Annotated in this window: 12 protein-coding genes; 3 read left to right on the top strand and 9 right to left on the bottom strand. The window is 67.6% G+C overall.

Translation table 11 applies throughout. The annotated features are described in order from the left end of the window. The first annotated feature begins 4 nt into the window (after positions 1-4). Complete coding sequence (locus tag IED13_RS01890; RefSeq protein ID WP_191123189.1) at positions 5-901, top strand: DUF6772 family protein; 897 nt, start codon at positions 5-7, stop codon at positions 899-901. Next, complete coding sequence (locus IED13_RS01885) at positions 901-1,236, top strand: hypothetical protein (protein WP_191123188.1); 336 nt, start codon at positions 901-903, stop codon at positions 1,234-1,236. Before IED13_RS01890 ends, IED13_RS01885 begins: the two co-directional genes overlap by 1 nt. A gap of 138 nt (positions 1,237-1,374) precedes the next feature. Here IED13_RS01885 and IED13_RS01880 read toward each other — a convergent pair whose 3' ends face one another. The 9 genes from IED13_RS01880 to IED13_RS01840 form a co-directional block, all read right to left on the bottom strand. Beyond that, positions 1,375-2,961 (bottom strand): sulfite reductase subunit alpha, encoded by a 1,587-nt coding sequence (locus IED13_RS01880; protein ID WP_191123187.1) that lies wholly within the window; start codon positions 2,959-2,961, stop codon positions 1,375-1,377. Then, on the bottom strand, positions 2,958-4,748 hold the full coding sequence (locus IED13_RS01875; protein ID WP_038362506.1) for a NirA family protein: 1,791 nt from the start codon (positions 4,746-4,748) through the stop codon (positions 2,958-2,960). Before IED13_RS01875 ends, IED13_RS01880 begins: the two co-directional genes overlap by 4 nt. 11 nt (positions 4,749-4,759) lie before the next feature. After that, on the bottom strand, positions 4,760-5,551 hold the full coding sequence (locus tag IED13_RS01870) for an ABC transporter ATP-binding protein (protein ID WP_038361557.1): 792 nt from the start codon (positions 5,549-5,551) through the stop codon (positions 4,760-4,762). 11 nt (positions 5,552-5,562) lie between these two features. Next, a complete protein-coding gene (gene ntrB, locus IED13_RS01865) occupies positions 5,563-6,471 on the bottom strand; it encodes a nitrate ABC transporter permease (RefSeq protein ID WP_142020326.1) in 909 nt (302 codons plus the stop codon). Positions 6,472-6,512: 41 nt separating this feature from the next. After that, the gene (locus tag IED13_RS01860; protein WP_191123186.1) at positions 6,513-9,200 is read right to left on the bottom strand and encodes a nitrate reductase; all 2,688 of its coding nucleotides are present in this window, start codon (positions 9,198-9,200) and stop codon (positions 6,513-6,515) included. Beyond that, positions 9,200-10,414 carry an NAD(P)/FAD-dependent oxidoreductase gene (locus IED13_RS01855; RefSeq protein WP_191123185.1) on the bottom strand — a complete coding sequence of 405 codons (1,215 nt, stop codon included), beginning with the start codon at positions 10,412-10,414 and terminating at the stop codon, positions 9,200-9,202. Before IED13_RS01855 ends, IED13_RS01860 begins: the two co-directional genes overlap by 1 nt. A gap of 4 nt (positions 10,415-10,418) precedes the next feature. Continuing rightward, entirely contained in the window at positions 10,419-11,747 is a 1,329-nt protein-coding gene (locus IED13_RS01850; RefSeq protein WP_112763472.1) for a CmpA/NrtA family ABC transporter substrate-binding protein, read from the bottom strand. 285 nt (positions 11,748-12,032) lie between these two features. Further along, positions 12,033-13,106, bottom strand: coding sequence for a CmpA/NrtA family ABC transporter substrate-binding protein (locus IED13_RS01845; RefSeq protein WP_191123184.1), 1,074 nt, complete (start codon positions 13,104-13,106; stop codon positions 12,033-12,035). Then, positions 13,103-13,687: an ANTAR domain-containing response regulator gene (locus IED13_RS01840; RefSeq protein ID WP_038361565.1), complete on the bottom strand. Its 585-nt coding sequence runs from the start codon at positions 13,685-13,687 to the stop codon at positions 13,103-13,105. The genes IED13_RS01845 and IED13_RS01840 overlap by 4 nt, the downstream gene beginning before the upstream one ends. A gap of 138 nt (positions 13,688-13,825) precedes the next feature. On the opposite strand from IED13_RS01840, the gene IED13_RS01835 reads away from it, so the two are divergent. After that, positions 13,826-14,443: a ParB-like protein gene (locus IED13_RS01835; RefSeq protein ID WP_191123183.1), complete on the top strand. Its 618-nt coding sequence runs from the start codon at positions 13,826-13,828 to the stop codon at positions 14,441-14,443. The last annotated feature ends 2 nt before the right edge of the window (positions 14,444-14,445 follow it).

Here is a 14,445-nt window from a genome sequence, read left to right as displayed (position 1 = left end):
CGCCATGACCCCGTCAGATTCCCGGCTCGACGACTTCAGACGCGCCCTGCGCGAGAGCGACCCAAGCTTAAGCCGCTTCGACCCGCTGCCGCGCATCATCTGCCTCGATGATTTCGACCGCGGCATGTGCGGCTGGACGCAGCTCGTCGGCAATTACGAGGACACGCTGGACGCGATGCTGCCGGGCTATGCCCAGCACAGCCACGCCATGCTCTCGACCTTGCCGAACTGGGATTTCGGCTCGCATGGCGGCGTCGACGGCTCCTATGCCTTGAAGATCGCCACCCGCCCGAAAAAGGGCGCGCAGAATGTCGCGATCAAGCGGCTGACCTTCCGCAAGGCCGGGCCGATCCGGCTGGAGGCCTATTTTACCTTCAAGCCGGAGGCGACGGAGCTCGCCCTGTCGGAGACCGATATCCGCTCCTTCGGCTTTCTCTACGATCTCCAGATCGGCGACGCCTCAGGGCCGGGAGATCGCGTCATGCCGCATCTGCGCTTCCTCAACGCGCAGGACGGCCAGCACCTGCAGAAATGGCAGTTCAAACGAAAGACGACGCCGATCAAGCCGATCGGCACCGCCGGCAAGACGATCACGCATTACCATCTCGCTCCCGAGGACTGGGAGGACCTGCCCGGCGGCGAGCAAAGGCTCTGCTACAACGAGATTCCGACCAAGGTGAACTGGCACTATCTGTGCTTCGACTTCGACCTCGCCGCGATGCAGGCGACGCGCTTTCAGGTCAACGACCGCGTCTTCGCCATGGACGGGTTCGACTGCATCCGCATCCCGGCGATGAAGAACCTGTGGTGCATGCTGAACCTCGCCTTCTTCGCCGAGACGGACACCGACAAGCGCGCCTTCGCCTATCTCGACTCCGTCTGCCTGTCGGGGGATTTCTGATGCTGCCCGAGAACCTGACCGCCGTCGTTGCCCGCAACGAAAGCTGGACCGGCGCCAGCGCCACCGAGCCTTATGAGGCCGGCTGGGCGAAGGAAGCGATCGTCTTCGTCCGGGCGCTGAAGGAGCCGAAGGGAGCCCTCCCGAAGGCCCGGGTCGAGATTTCCGCTGACGGGATTCACTGGTGTCCCGAGGGCTCGGAGTTCGATCTGCCGGCGGCGAAGGACGCGGTGACCTTCCAGCGGCTTGCCCATTTCGGCAACTTCCTGCGCGTCGCCGCGACCTTGCCGGAGGGCGCCGAGATTACCGTGCTGGTGACCTTCCATCTGAAGGCCTGATCGCGGGACATCCGTAGAGCTTGCTGCGTTGTCGCGGAAGCACGGGATCCATGCCGGAGCCTTGATCGAAAAGGGTCAGGCATGGATCCCGGGTCAGGCCCGGGATGACGGCGTGGTTCCGCGCAAAATCGGCATGCCCTAATAGACGTCGGCCTGATAGCGCCCCGCCTTCCGCAAGGACGCGACATAGGCGATCGCCTCCTCGCTGGAGCGCCCGCCATGCTCCGCGACGACATCGACCAGAGCGCGCTCGACATCCTTGGCCATGCGCTTGGCGTCGCCGCAGACGTAGAAATGCGCGCCCTGTTCGAGCCAGGCCCAGACTTCGCCGCCGCGCTCGCGCATGCGGTCCTGGACATAGACCTTCTCGCCCGCATCGCGCGACCAGGCGAGCGTCAGGTTGGTGAGGATGCCGGCCTCCTTCATCGCCTGCAATTCGTCCTCGTAGAAGAAGTCGCAGGCACGCCGCTGATGGCCGAAGAACAGCCAGTTGCGGCCCGGTGCCTTGGTCGCCTGCCGGTCGTGCAGGAAGGCGCGGAAGGGTGCAACGCCCGTGCCCGGACCGCACATGATGATTGGCGTCGCCGGATCGGCGGGCAGCCCGAAGCCATGGGCGCGCTGGACATAGACCGGCACCTTGTCGCCGGGCTCGACGCGTTCGGCGAGGAAGGTCGAGGCCACGCCCCAGCGCGGGCGCGTGCCGATCTTGTAGCGCACGGTATCGACGGTCAGCGTGATGCGGCCCGGCGTGGCGTTGTGCGAGGAGGAGATCGAATAGAGCCGCGGCTGCAGCGGATCGAGCGCCTCGACGAAGGCCTCCGCTGAAAGCCGCGCCTGCGAGAATTTGTGCAGCGTGCCGAGCACGTCGAGCCGGTCGATATCGCCGTCGGGATCCTCCCCGGCGGCAAGGCGCCTCGCCTTGGCGCGGGCTTCCCCGCCGGTGACATAGGAGATGAGCTGGAACAGCGCATCAGGCGCCGGTCCGAGCGCGCAATCTTCCATGAGCCTGTCGCGCAGGGGCTTGCCGCCGATCTCTGCGTCCGGCCGCGCGCCCAGAAGCGCGATCACCGCATCGACGAGGCGGGGATCGTTCCGCGCGACGATGCCGAAAGCGTCGCCGACGACATAGTCGAGCCCGCTTTCGGAGAGGTCGAACTCGACATGCCAGGTTTCCTTCTCGGAGCCCGCGCCATTGAGCTTGCGGCGCGAGAGAAAGGTCGCGAGCGCCGGATTCTCGCGGCAGCGACCTTTCGGTCCCAATTCCGCTGCCGGTGCGGCCTCGATGGGGGCGGCCGGGGCCGAGGCGCCGGGCTCCTCCATCAGCGCCTTGACCTGCCGCAGCGTCTCCTTGCCGCCCGGCGCGCAGAGATTGAGCCGCCCTTCCGCGCCCGAAGCGATGGCGGCGGAATAGGTCTCGCAGACATAGCCGCATTGCCCGCAATCCTGCTGGGCCATCGCAGCATACAGCCGGCGGGGCAGGGGCTTGCCCTCGGCGAGCTGCAGGCGCTCCGTCATCGGCATGGACGGGTCGTGCCAGGGCGCTCCGTCATCCTCGGCCTGCTCCATCATCGCGGCGTTCTGTGCCGGCGACAGGGCGGTGACGCCGGCATTGTCGAGCGAGAGCAGCCCGGCGAAGAAGCCGTTGAGCCAGGAGCGCTGCTCCTCGCTAAAGGGCGCGCTCTCGGGGACGATCTGCGCGAGCGGAGTCGGCGTCTGCACGGTCATGCCGCTTCTCCCGCCTCGGTGACCAGTGCCCTCAGGGCCGCGATCTCGTGGCGCCGCGCGAAGGCGACGAAGCTTTCGTCGGGCGCCGCCCGATGCGACTGCCAGCTCCGCAGGATCGCTTCGACGATGGCAGGGGCCTCCTCGGCCTTCACATGCGTCAGCAATTCGCGGCCGATGCCGCCTTCCACGCCATAGCCGCCGCCGACGAGGACATTGTAGCCGGGGACGGTGTCGCCCTCGTCCCCGACCGGCACCTTCTGCCCGATCAGGCCGATATCGCCGATATAGTGCTGGGCGCAGGAGTTGTGGCAGCCGGTCAGGTGGATGTTGACCGCCTGGTCGAGCGCGATGCGCGGCTCGCAATGGGCGGCGATGGCGAGCGCGTCCTCCTTGGTGTGCGCGCCGGCGAATTTGCAGCCGGTCGCGCCCGTGCAGGCAATCAGCCCGGCGCGCAGGATGGAGGTCTCGGCCGAGAGGCCGGCGGCTTGCAAATTCGCGAGCGCGTCCTCGATCTTCGCGTCGGGCACGCCGGAGATCAGGAGGTTCTGCCAGACGGTGAGGCGGATATCGCCGTCGCCGCATTGGCGCGCGATCGCCGCGATGACGCGCATCTGCGGCACGGTGAGCTTGCCCACCGGCAAGGCGACGCCGATCCAGTTCAGGCCGGCCTGAGCCTGCGCATGCACGCCGATATGGGCGAGACGGTCATAGACGGGGCGCGGCGCGACGAAGGCGCCGTCGAGCCGGAGCAGCCGGCGCCCGAGCTTCTCCTCGACGGCGGTGAGGAAGGTCTCGAAGCCCCAGGCATCGAGCACATATTTGAGCCGGGCCTTGTTGCGGTCCGTCCGGTCGCCATGGGCGATGAAGACGCGCACGATGGCATCCGCCACGGCAATCGCGTCGGAAGGCGCGACAATCACGCCGGTGTCGCGGGCGAGATCCTTGTGGCCGGTGATGCCGCCGAGCGCGAGGCGGTACCAGATGCCCGGCTCGACCGGTTGCCCGTCGCAGGAGGCGCCTTCCAGCACGTCGATGGCCTGGAAGCCGATATCGTTGGTGTCCTCCAGCGTCGCGATCGAGCCGGCGCCGTCGAAGGCGACGTTGAACTTGCGCGGCAGGCCGTAGAGCGAGCGGTCGTTGAGGATGTGGTGATGCCAGGCGCGGGCATGCGGGCGCGTGTCGAGGAGTTCGAGCGGGTCGATGCCGGCCGTCGCCGAGCCCGTGACGTTGCGGATGTTGTCGGCGCCCGAGCCCTTGGCGGTCAGGCCGAGATCGGCGAGCCCTTCCAGCAGCGACGGCGCATTCTCGCCCGAAATCTCGCGGATCTGGAGATTGGCCCGCGTGGTGACATGGCTATATCCCCCGCCGCAGCGCTCGGCGAGATCCGCCACGCCCTCGAATTGCCAGGCGTTCAGGATGCCGTTGGGAATGCGCAGGCGGCACATATAGCTGTTCTGCGCCGGCGCCACATAGAACAGGCCGTGATAGCGCCAGCGGAAATCATCCTCGGGCTTGGGAAATGCGCCGGTGGCGGCCTGTGCCTTGAAGCGGGCATAGGCGTCGAAAGGGTGCTCGGCCTGTTTCCACTTCTCCTGCGGAACGAGCTTGCCGCCGGCGGCGACCGCGCGCTCCTGCGCTTCCAGATGTTCTCGGTCGGGCCCGGCGGGAGGCGTTCCGCCACCTGCTCCGCCGAGCGGCGCGAGCCCGCGCGCGGCCCGGGCCGATTGCATGCCGCTGGTGAAGCCTTCGAGATAGCGCTTCTGATCGGGGGTGAAATCGTCGCTCATGGCCGGCGTCGTCACGCCGCCTCGACGAAGCGGTGGCGTTCGTAGAGGAATTTCAGCACCGCCTCGCGCGCGCCGATGTAGGTGCGGTCAGAGACCAGCTCCAGCCGCTTGCGCGGGCGGGCAAGCCGCACGTCGAGCACTTCGCCGATGCGGGCGGAGGGGCCGTTCGACATCATCACGATCCGGTCGGAGAGCAGCACGGCCTCGTCGACGTCGTGGGTGATCATGATCATGGTGTTGCCGAGCGCGGCATGGATCTGCATCACCGAATCCTGCAGATGCGCCCGCGTCAGCGCGTCGAGCGCGCCGAAGGGCTCGTCGAGCAGCAGGATCTTCGGCTCCATGGCGAGCCCCCGCGCGATGCCGACGCGCTGCTTCATGCCGCCGGAGATCTCGGCCGGCCGCTTGTCCTTGGCATGGGCCATCTGGACGAGGTCGAGATTGTGCATGATCCAGCCATGCCGCTCGGCCCTGCTCTTGGAGCTGCCGAAGACCTTGTTCACGGCGAGCGCGACATTGTCGTAGACGGTGAGCCAGGGCAGCAGCGAATGGTTCTGAAAGACCACGGCGCGGTCCGGGCCGGGCGCGTTGACCTCCTTGCCCTCGAGCAGGATGCCGCCGCTCGTCGCCGGGGTCAGCCCCGCGACGATGTTGAGCAGGGTCGACTTGCCGCAGCCGGAATGGCCGATGATCGAGACGAACTCGCCCTTGTCGATGACGAGGCTGATGTCCTTGAGCACCTCCGTTGTGGCGGCGCCGCGCTGGAAGCTTTTGTCGACGTGGTCGATCTTGAGATAGCTCATCGTTCAAGCCCTCAATGGGTCGCGGTGCCGCGGGTGACGACATGGCCGAGAAGGGCGACGAGGCGGTCCAGCAGGAAGCCGACCACGCCGATATAGACCAGCGCCACGATGATGTCGGAGAGGCGGGAGGAGTTCCACGCATCCCAGATGAAGAAGCCGATGCCGACGCCGCCGGTCAGCATTTCGGCGGCGACAATGGCGAGCCAGGACAGGCCGACGCCGATCCTCAGGCCGGTGAAGATGTAGGGCGCGGCCGAAGGCACCATGATCTTGAAGAAGAATTCGATCTGGTTCAGCCGCAGCACCTTCGCGACATTGCGATAATCCTGCGGAATGTTGCGGATGCCGACGGCCGTGTTGATGATGATCGGCCAGATCGCGGTGATGAAGATCACGAAGATCGCCGAGGGCTGGCTGTCGCGGAAGGCGGCGAGCGAGAGCGGCAGCCAGGCGAGCGGCGGCACCGTGCGCAGCACCTGGAAGACCGGGTCGAGCCCGCGCATCGCCCAGATCGACTGGCCGACCAGCGCGCCGAGCAGCACGCCGACCACGGCCGCCAGGCTGAAGCCGATGGCGACGCGTTGCAGCGAGACCAGGATGCGCCAGCCCAGCCCGATATCCTGCGAGCCCGCCCAGTAGAACGGTTCGACGATCAGGTCCTTCGCCTCTTCCCAGATCTTGGTGGGCGTCGGCAGGGAGGATTGCGGTCCATGCGCGGCGAGCTGCCAGAACAGCAGGATCAGGGCCACCGTGATCAGCGGCGGCAGCAGATTGACCATCGCTGCCTTCGCCCAACCCGCCAGCTTCGCCCCCAGCGGCTTCGACGTCGCGGCCGGCAGCGACACGACCTCCGGCGGCTTGCCGGGAAGCGTGACCACCGTCGCGCCCGCGATCGTGTCCTTCAAGACAGGCTGACCCATGTTCCAGTCTCTCCTCTGACCGAGCTCTTGCGTCGCATGCGTCATGCCGCCTCGCTGGCGCGTGGCCGCGCCCCGATGCGGCGGATTTCGGGAAGGCAGGAACCGCAATTGGTCCCCGCCCTGAGTTGCAGGCCGATCTCCTCGGCCGTCGCCGCTCCGGCCTCGAAGGCGGCACGGATGGCGTTCAGGCCGACGCCGAAGCAGGCGCAGACGGTCGGACCGGGATCGCTCCCGCCGGGGCTGCGTCCGGACAGCAGGGTGAGCCGGCTCTCCACGGTCGCGGCGGGATCGGCGAAGACGGCTTTGACCGTGTCCCAGAGCGGGGCGCGGCCCGCCGGCGCGAGGAAGAGGGCGGCCGCGAGCCGGCCTTCGCGGAGCACGGCGCAGCGATAGCTGCCGCCGTCGCGGTCGATCAGCTCGGTCATCTCATGAGCGTCGAAGCGTTCGCGCATCAGCGCCGCTAGGGCATCGATGGCTGAGTCGGTGGCAAAGAGGCGGCCTTCGCCGCCCTGCACCGCGAGCCGTGCCCACCAGCTTTCCGCAGGCAGCGCGAAGGGCTCGCGCGACAGGACGAAGCCCTCGAAGCGATAGGCGACCGGCGCGATCGAAACCGGCGTCGCCTTCATTTCGGGCTGGCCGGAAAAGGGGTCGCAGAGCGGCTGCGCCAGCGCTCCGATGCGCGCGTCGGAGGCGGTTTCTCCGGACCAATGGATCGGCGCGAACAGCGATCCCTGGGCCACGCCCTCACCGGCCGCGACCTTGAGCACAGCGCTGCCATGGGCGCTGGCGAGCCGTGCGAAGCCGCCCTCGATCAGCCCGAAACGCGCGATGTCGGCCGGATTCACGGAAACCGAAGGCTCGGCGATATGGGCGCTGAGCCGGGGGCTGAGCCCGGTCCGGGTCATCGTGTGCCAGTGGTCGCGGACGCGGCCCGTGTTGAGCAGCAGCGGGAAGGTGCTGTCGGTTTCAGAGGCGAGCTTCGGCGTGGCGAGCGGGCGCATCTGCGCGCGGCGCTCGGGGCTGAAAAAGCCGCCATCGGCGAAGAGCCGCGCGGTGCCCTCGCGCTGCTGCACCGGTACCGGCCACTGCACCGGCCGCAGCCTGTCATAGGCGGCCTTGTCGAGGCCGGCATGGGCGCCGATGTCGAAATCGCGCCTGCCGTCGTTCTCGAAGGCCGACAGCGCCGCGTGCTCGGCATAGATGTGGTGCGCGCCGGTGTAAGTGAAGGCGGCGCCGAAGCCGAGACGCTTCGCCACCTCGCAGACGATCCACCAGTCCGGCTTCACCTCGCCCGGCAGCGGCAGGAAGGCGCGCTGGCGCGAGATCCGCCGCTCGGAATTGGTGACGGTGCCGTCCTTCTCGCCCCAGGCCGCGGCCGGCAGGATGTAATGCGGTTTGGCCGAGAGCGTGTCGTTGGAAAGCACGTTCTCGGAGACGATGAAGAGATCGAGGCCGGCGAGCGCGGCGCGGGCCTTGTCGGCGTCCGGGAGAGAGGCGGCGGGGTTCGTCGCCATCACCCACATCGCGCGGATTCGGTGCTCAGCGACCGCGTCCAGCATCTGGACCGCTTTCAGCCCCTCGCGGCGAGCGATGTTCGGCGCCTGCCAGAAGCGGCGGACGCGATCGACCTCCTCGGGAGCGTAACCCATATGGGCGGCCAGCATGTTGGCGAGCCCGCCGACCTCGCGCCCGCCCATCGCATTCGGCTGACCGGTGAGCGAGAAGGGACCGCAGCCGGGCCGTCCGATCCGCCCCGTCGCGAGATGACAGTTCAGGATCGCGGAGACCTTGTCCGTGCCTTGCGCCGATTGGTTGACGCCCTGGCTCCAGGCCGTCACGACATGCGGCGTGCTGGCCCAGAGCTCGTAGAAGGCCGCAATCTGCTCGGTGGGCAGGTCGGTGGCGACGGAAACCGCAGCGATGTCGGGGGCGATCTCGCACGCATTGGCGAGTGTCTCCTCAAAGCCGGTGACATGGCGCGCGACATAGCTGCGGTCGACCAGGCCGCGCCCGGCGAGATGGACAAGCAGCCCCGCGAAGAGTGCTGCGTCGGAACCCGGCCTCAGCGCCAGCACCATGTCGGCGTCCTCCGCGGTCGCGGTGACGCGCGGATCGAGCACGACGAGGCGCGCGCTGCGCCCTTGACGATTGTCCTGCATCCGCCGGAACAGGACCGGGTGACACCAGGCCGTGTTCGAGCCGGCGAGGACGATCAGGTCGGCGCCGTCGAAATCCTCATAGGCGCCGGGTACCGTGTCCGAGCCGAAGACCCGACGCTGCGCCGCGACGGTCGAGGACATGCACAGCCGCGAATTGGTGTCGACATGGGGCGAGCCGATGAAGCCTTTCGCCAGCTTGTTGGCGACGTAATAGTCCTCGGTCAGGAGCTGGCCGGAGAGGTAGAAGGCGATCGCCTCGGGCCCGTGCGATGCGGCGATGCTCCGCAGCCCGTTGGCGACGGCGTCGAGCGCCTCGCCCCAGCCGATCCTGTCATAGCTCCCGGCGGCATTGCGCTTCAGCGGATGGAGCACCCGGCTGCCCAGCCCGAGCGTCTCGCCGAGCGCCGAGCCCTTGGAGCAGAGCCGCCCCCGATTGGCCGGGTGATCCGCATCGCCCGCGATTGCGGCTCCGCCGAGCCCGTCCGGCGTCGCCAGCACGCCGCAGCCGACCCCGCAATAGGGACAGGTCGTGCGCGTCGCGGCCGGGGCGAGGGGGGCGTCATGGCGCATCAGGCGGCTTCCCTGACGCAGTAGCTCTCGCCGAAAGGCAGGTCGGCGCGGATCGCGCTGATGTCCTGGCCCGAGCGGATCAGCCCGAGATAGAACAGCGCGCCTTGCGTGTCGCCGACGAGCACGCAGCCGGCGAGGCGTCCGTCTCGCAGCACGAATTTGCGATAGATGCCGGCGCTGGGATCGCGCAGCACGATGGTCTCGGCGCCGTCACCGGCTTCGAACTCACCGGCGGAGAAGACGCCGACGCCGGAGACCTTGAGATTGGTCGCGAGCAGCGAGCCCTGATAGGCGCCCTCCCGCCCTGCGAGCCGCGCGGCCAATACGCGGGCCTGCTCATAGGCCGGCTCGACCAGCCCATAGGCGAGGCCGCGATGCTCCGCGCATTCGCCGATGGCGAAGATGGCGGGGTCGTCGGTGGAGAGCCCGTCATCGACCAGGATGCCGCGCCCGACGCTTAAGCCAGCAGCCCGCGCGAGGCCGGTATTCGGGCGCACGCCGATGGCGATGACCACGAGATCGGCGGGAATCTCGGTGCCGTCGGTCAGCGCGACAGCTTCGACATGGTCGCGGCCCACGAAACCTTTCGTCTCTGCTCCCAGTCGCACATCGATGCCGCGCGCGGCCATCGCTGCCGCAAGCAATCCTGCGCCTTCATGGTCGAGCTGGCGTTCCATCAGGCGGTCGACCAGATGCAGCAGCGTCACCGCACCGCCCGCTCGGGAAAGGCCATAGGCGGCTTCCAGTCCCAGCAACCCGCCGCCGATGACCACGATCCGGGCGCCGCGCTCGGCATAGGCCCGCATTGCGCCGACATCGGCGGTGTCGCGGAAGGTCGCGACGCCGGCGAGGTCGCTGCCGGGGAAGGGCGGCCTGAGCGGCGTCGAGCCGGTCGCGAGCACGAGCTTGCCATAAGGCAGCGTCAGCCCGTCACTGAGGGTCACCCTCCGCGCGTCGCGGTCGATGGTCTGCGCCGGCCGGCCGTAGAAGGTCGAGATGCCGCGCGCCCGCCACCAGGGGGCCGGCTTGAGCTCGATCTCCGGCTCGCCGATCTCGCCAGCCAGCAGCGGCGAGAGCAGGACGCGGTTATAGGCGAGGCGCGGCTCGTCCCCGATCACCGCGATGGAATAGCGCCCGAGCGCGTGCTGGCTGAGCTCGTCAACCAGCCGCGTCGCGGCCATGCCATTGCCGACGATGATCAGCGGCTCGGCCATGGCGTCAGGCGATCCGCTTGATCTTCAGCGCCTTGAGGTAGTCCATCGGCGCCGCAGGATCGAACTTCATGCCGTCGAAGAAGGTCTCGACGCCACGCGAATCCGAGGTCGGGGCGCCTGCGACGCCGAGCGTCTTGGCGGCCTCCAGCCAGAGATCGGAGCGATTGACCTTGTTGACCAGCGCCTTGATGTCAGTGTTCGCCTCGAACTTGCCCCAGCGGATGTTCTCGGTGACGAACCAGGTATCGAGGCTCTTCCAGGGATAGGAGACCGAGCCGCCTTCGCCCCAGAACTTCATCAGCAGGTTCGTGCCCTTGGCGACCTTGCCGCGGCCGTAATTGATGTCGCCCTTGATGCGGCCGATGATGTCCGGCACCGGCACGTTGAACCATTGGCGACGGCCGATGATCTCGGCCATCTCCTGCTTGTTCTCCATCTTCTCGCACCAGATCTGGGCTTCCATCGTGGCCAGCATGATGGCCTGCGTGGCCTTGGGATTGGCGTCGACGAAGTCGGCGCGCATGCCCAGCGCCTTCTCGGGATGCTTGAACCAGATCTCGCCGGTGGTGGCGGCGGTGAAGCCGATATCCTGGTTGACGAGCTGCTCGTTCCACGGCTCGCCGACGCAGAAGCAGTCCATGGTGCCGACCTTCATGTTCGCCACCATCTGGGCCGGCGGCACGACGATGGTCGCGAGGTCATTGTCCGGGTCGATGCCGCCGGCGGCGAGCCAATAGCGGATCCACAGGTCGTGCGTGCCGCCAGGGAAGGTCATGGCGACCTTCACCTCCTTGCCGGCCGCGCGCTTCTTGGCGAAGGCCTCCTTCAGCGCGGAGGAATCGGTTCCGACCGGCAGTTCCTTGTATTCGTTGGAGACCGACAGGCCCTGGCAGTCCTCGTTCAGCCGCATCAGCGTGTACATCGGCAGCGGCTGGCTGTTCTGCATGACCTTGCCGGTGGTGTAGAGATACGGCTTGGGCGAGAGGATGTGCGCCCCATCGATGCCGTTCGCCTTGAAGCCGAGCGCCATGTTGTCGCGCGTCGCACCCCAGGAGGCCTGCTTGGCGATGTCCATGTCGGGCAGGCCGTATTTGGCGAAGAGGCCCTTCTCCTTCGCGATGATCAGCGGCGAGGCGTCGGTCAGGGCGATGTAGCCGAGGCGCGTGCCCTTGACTTCGGGCCCGGTCCCTTGCGCGAAGGCGCCCGACGGCAGGGCGGTCTTCGCCGCCGCCAGCAGCGCGGCCGTGCCGGACAGTTGCAGGAAGCGGCGGCGGCTGGCACCTGCCGGCGCAAATGCGGTCATCCCGATCCTGGTCTTGGAGCTCTGCGTCATCGATCGCCTCTCGGTTGCTGAAAACCGCTTGCCCTGGAGCTGGCCCCGAACGCGAAAAACGCCGCGCGAAAGACGCCTTGCCAGGCGCATTTCGACAGCGACGTTGCTGTGTCTTCCGGATCGGGGGGCGCGGGCAGCGTTGGCCGCGTCACGGCAGACGTATCAAGGATCGTGCCAACCGTTCCGCCATGGGGCCGGCCTTGAATTGCAACAGTTTGCGAATGGAGATGGTGCCGACGGCCGGCGCAATTGCCTTGTTGCGTCGCACAATGGAAACGCAGGGGCCTATTTTTTAGGCGAAACTTTGCTTGCGGAAAGAATGCCTTCAAAAGAGGCGGGAAGGAAGACGCCGGCGGCGATCTCCCGCATCTGCGGCGTCGCGACGATCTGGCCGGCGCGCTCCATCCCGGCCAGGACCCAGTCGGCATCATCAGGCTCGGGCCGCAGCGCCTCCTGGTCGAAGCGGATGAAGCGCTCGATCAGCCTGGGCGGCCGTTCGGCGCCCTGGATCAGCTCGCCATGCAGGATGCGCTCGATCAGCGGGGCGGGCAGCGCGAGCCGGTCCGGAGCCGAGAGGTGATGCGCCATGCGGGCGAAGTTCTCGGGCCGGCAGGCCCAGGCGCTGGCCTTGAGGATCGCAGCGCCGAGCTTCGCAACGGCGGCCGGGCGCCTGTGCACGTCGTCGGCGCGCCAGGCCAGGACCTTGTCGTGGCAGTCGCGCCGCAGGTCGACGCTGGCATGCACCATCGCGCCGACGCCGGCCGCCACGGCAGCGGAATTCCAGGGCGCGCCGGCGCAGAAGCCGTCGATCCGTCCGCTGGCGAGGGCCTCGACGGTCTGCGGCGGAGGGACGACCTCGAAGCGGATATCCTCGCCGAGCCTGAGCCCGCCCTTCTCCAGCCATTCGCAAAGCAGGTAGATATGCATCGAGAAGCCGAAGACGGCGGCCAGCGTCAAAGGCGGCAGCCCGGCGGCCTTGCGACGCGCGACCATGGCCGCGAGGGCGCGGGCCGAGACGGCCGTATCGGCCATATCGCCCTCGGCCAGGCGCGACAATTCCTCGAAGCGCCGAACCGAGACCGTGATCGCGGCGCCATCGCGATTGAGCGCCATCGGCACGGCCATCGGGGCCTTCACCCCGCCGATCCCCAGCGTCGCGGCGATTGCCGCGGGGCCGAGCATATGGGCGGCGTCGAACAGGCGCACATTCAACTTGTCGCGCAGATTCGACCAGGAGACCTCCCGCACCAGTTCGAGATTGAGCCCCTCGGCCTCGGCGAAGCCCTCGTCCTTCGCCAGCACGACCAGCGCGCAATCGACCAGCGGCATGAAGCCGACACGCAGGTGCAGCGTCGTCATTTGAGCATCTCCGCGGCGGTGATGAGGGAGCGGGCGATATCGACGAGCTTGCGCTTCTCGTTCATCGCGGTGCGGCGCATCAGCGCGTAGGCCTCTTCCTCGGAGAGGCCCTTCAGCCGCATGACGATGGCCTTGGCGCGGTCGATCGTCTTGCGGTCCTCCAACTGCGAGCGGGCCTCGTCGAGCTCCTCGCGCAGCCGGCGGAAGGCGTTGAAGCGGCTGATGCAGGTCTGCAGGATCGGCTGCATCCGCTCCTTCTTCAGCCCGTCGACGATATAGGCGGAGACGCCGGCCTCGACCGCGGCCTCGATCGAGGCGGAATCCGACTGGTCGACGAACATGGTGATCGGCCGGCGGATATGCCGGCTGACGAGGAACATGTCGGCCAGCGCGTCGCGGCTGGGATCCTCGAGGTCGATCACCACGACGTCGGGATCATGGGCCTCGATGGCGGCGACCAGTCCCGTCGTCGCGGCGATGCGGATCAGGTGCTGGTAGCCCGCTTCCCGCAGGCCTTCCTCGATGATGGCGGCCCTGACCTGGTTCGCGTCGACGATGAGGATGCGCAGAGTGGGCACCATGCCTTTCAGTCGTTCCCATCGAATGATCCGGCGTCGCCCTATCAGGAATCGTGCCAGTGCGGCTGGCGGGCCGGCTTTGCTCTCGACATTGCAGCATATCCGTCGAGAATGTTGCCGCGGCGGCTTTGGAGCAAGGTCATGTCACTGCGGGAACCCGTCCTCCATTCCGTTCCGATCGCCGATCTTCGCCCCACGCAGATGACGGTGGGCCTCCGTGAGGTCGAGGCCAAGCGCCAGAGTTGGAGGGAGCGGGAGGGCGGCCGCGCCGAGGGGTTCCTCGGCAGCCACATGGTCCCGGCGATCAAGGGGCCCAAGGCGCGCCTCTATATCATCGATCACCATCATCTCGTCCGGGCCCTGCACGACGAGGGTCAGAAGCAGGTTTTCGTCAACATCGTCGCCGATGTCTCATGGCTCTCGACGGCGGCCTTCTGGGTCGTCTGCGAGCACCGGAACTGGGCTCACCCCTATGACAGCGAAGGGCGCCGCCGCAGCATCGAATTGATGCCGAAGCGCATCGAGAGGCTCGAGGACGATCCCTATCGTTCCCTTGCCGGCGAATTGCGCCGCCTCGGTGGCTTCGCCAAGGACGTCACCCCTTACTCCGAGTTCCTCTGGGCGGATTTCCTGCGCAGACGCATAGGGCGCAAGCTCGTCGATGCGGATTTCGAGAAGGCGCTCAAGAAGGCGTTGAAACTGGCCAAGGGCCAGGAGGCCAGTTACCTGGCCGGCTGGTGCGGTCCCGTGAAGGATTAGGC

The organism is Allobosea spartocytisi (assembly GCF_014764685.1).
Taxonomy (GTDB): Bacteria; Pseudomonadota; Alphaproteobacteria; order Rhizobiales; family Beijerinckiaceae; genus Allobosea; species Allobosea spartocytisi.
This window is presented reverse-complemented; position numbering and strand designations above follow the sequence as displayed.

What these genes read in the sequence shown, in the direction of transcription:
- IED13_RS01890 (WP_191123189.1), top strand. Translation starts at nt 5, where the DNA reads ATGACCCCGTCAGATTCCCGGCTCGACGACTTCAGACGCGCCCTGCGC.
- IED13_RS01885 (WP_191123188.1), top strand. Translation starts at nt 901, where the DNA reads ATGCTGCCCGAGAACCTGACCGCCGTCGTTGCCCGCAACGAAAGCTGG.
- IED13_RS01880 (WP_191123187.1), bottom strand. Translation starts at nt 2,961, where the DNA reads ATGACCGTGCAGACGCCGACTCCGCTCGCGCAGATCGTCCCCGAGAGC.
- IED13_RS01875 (WP_038362506.1), bottom strand. Translation starts at nt 4,748, where the DNA reads ATGAGCGACGATTTCACCCCCGATCAGAAGCGCTATCTCGAAGGCTTC.
- IED13_RS01870 (WP_038361557.1), bottom strand. Translation starts at nt 5,551, where the DNA reads ATGAGCTATCTCAAGATCGACCACGTCGACAAAAGCTTCCAGCGCGGC.
- ntrB (WP_142020326.1), bottom strand. Translation starts at nt 6,471, where the DNA reads ATGGGTCAGCCTGTCTTGAAGGACACGATCGCGGGCGCGACGGTGGTC.
- IED13_RS01860 (WP_191123186.1), bottom strand. Translation starts at nt 9,200, where the DNA reads ATGCGCCATGACGCCCCCCTCGCCCCGGCCGCGACGCGCACGACCTGT.
- IED13_RS01855 (WP_191123185.1), bottom strand. Translation starts at nt 10,414, where the DNA reads ATGGCCGAGCCGCTGATCATCGTCGGCAATGGCATGGCCGCGACGCGG.
- IED13_RS01850 (WP_112763472.1), bottom strand. Translation starts at nt 11,747, where the DNA reads ATGACGCAGAGCTCCAAGACCAGGATCGGGATGACCGCATTTGCGCCG.
- IED13_RS01845 (WP_191123184.1), bottom strand. Translation starts at nt 13,106, where the DNA reads ATGACGACGCTGCACCTGCGTGTCGGCTTCATGCCGCTGGTCGATTGC.
- IED13_RS01840 (WP_038361565.1), bottom strand. Translation starts at nt 13,687, where the DNA reads ATGGTGCCCACTCTGCGCATCCTCATCGTCGACGCGAACCAGGTCAGG.
- IED13_RS01835 (WP_191123183.1), top strand. Translation starts at nt 13,826, where the DNA reads ATGTCACTGCGGGAACCCGTCCTCCATTCCGTTCCGATCGCCGATCTT.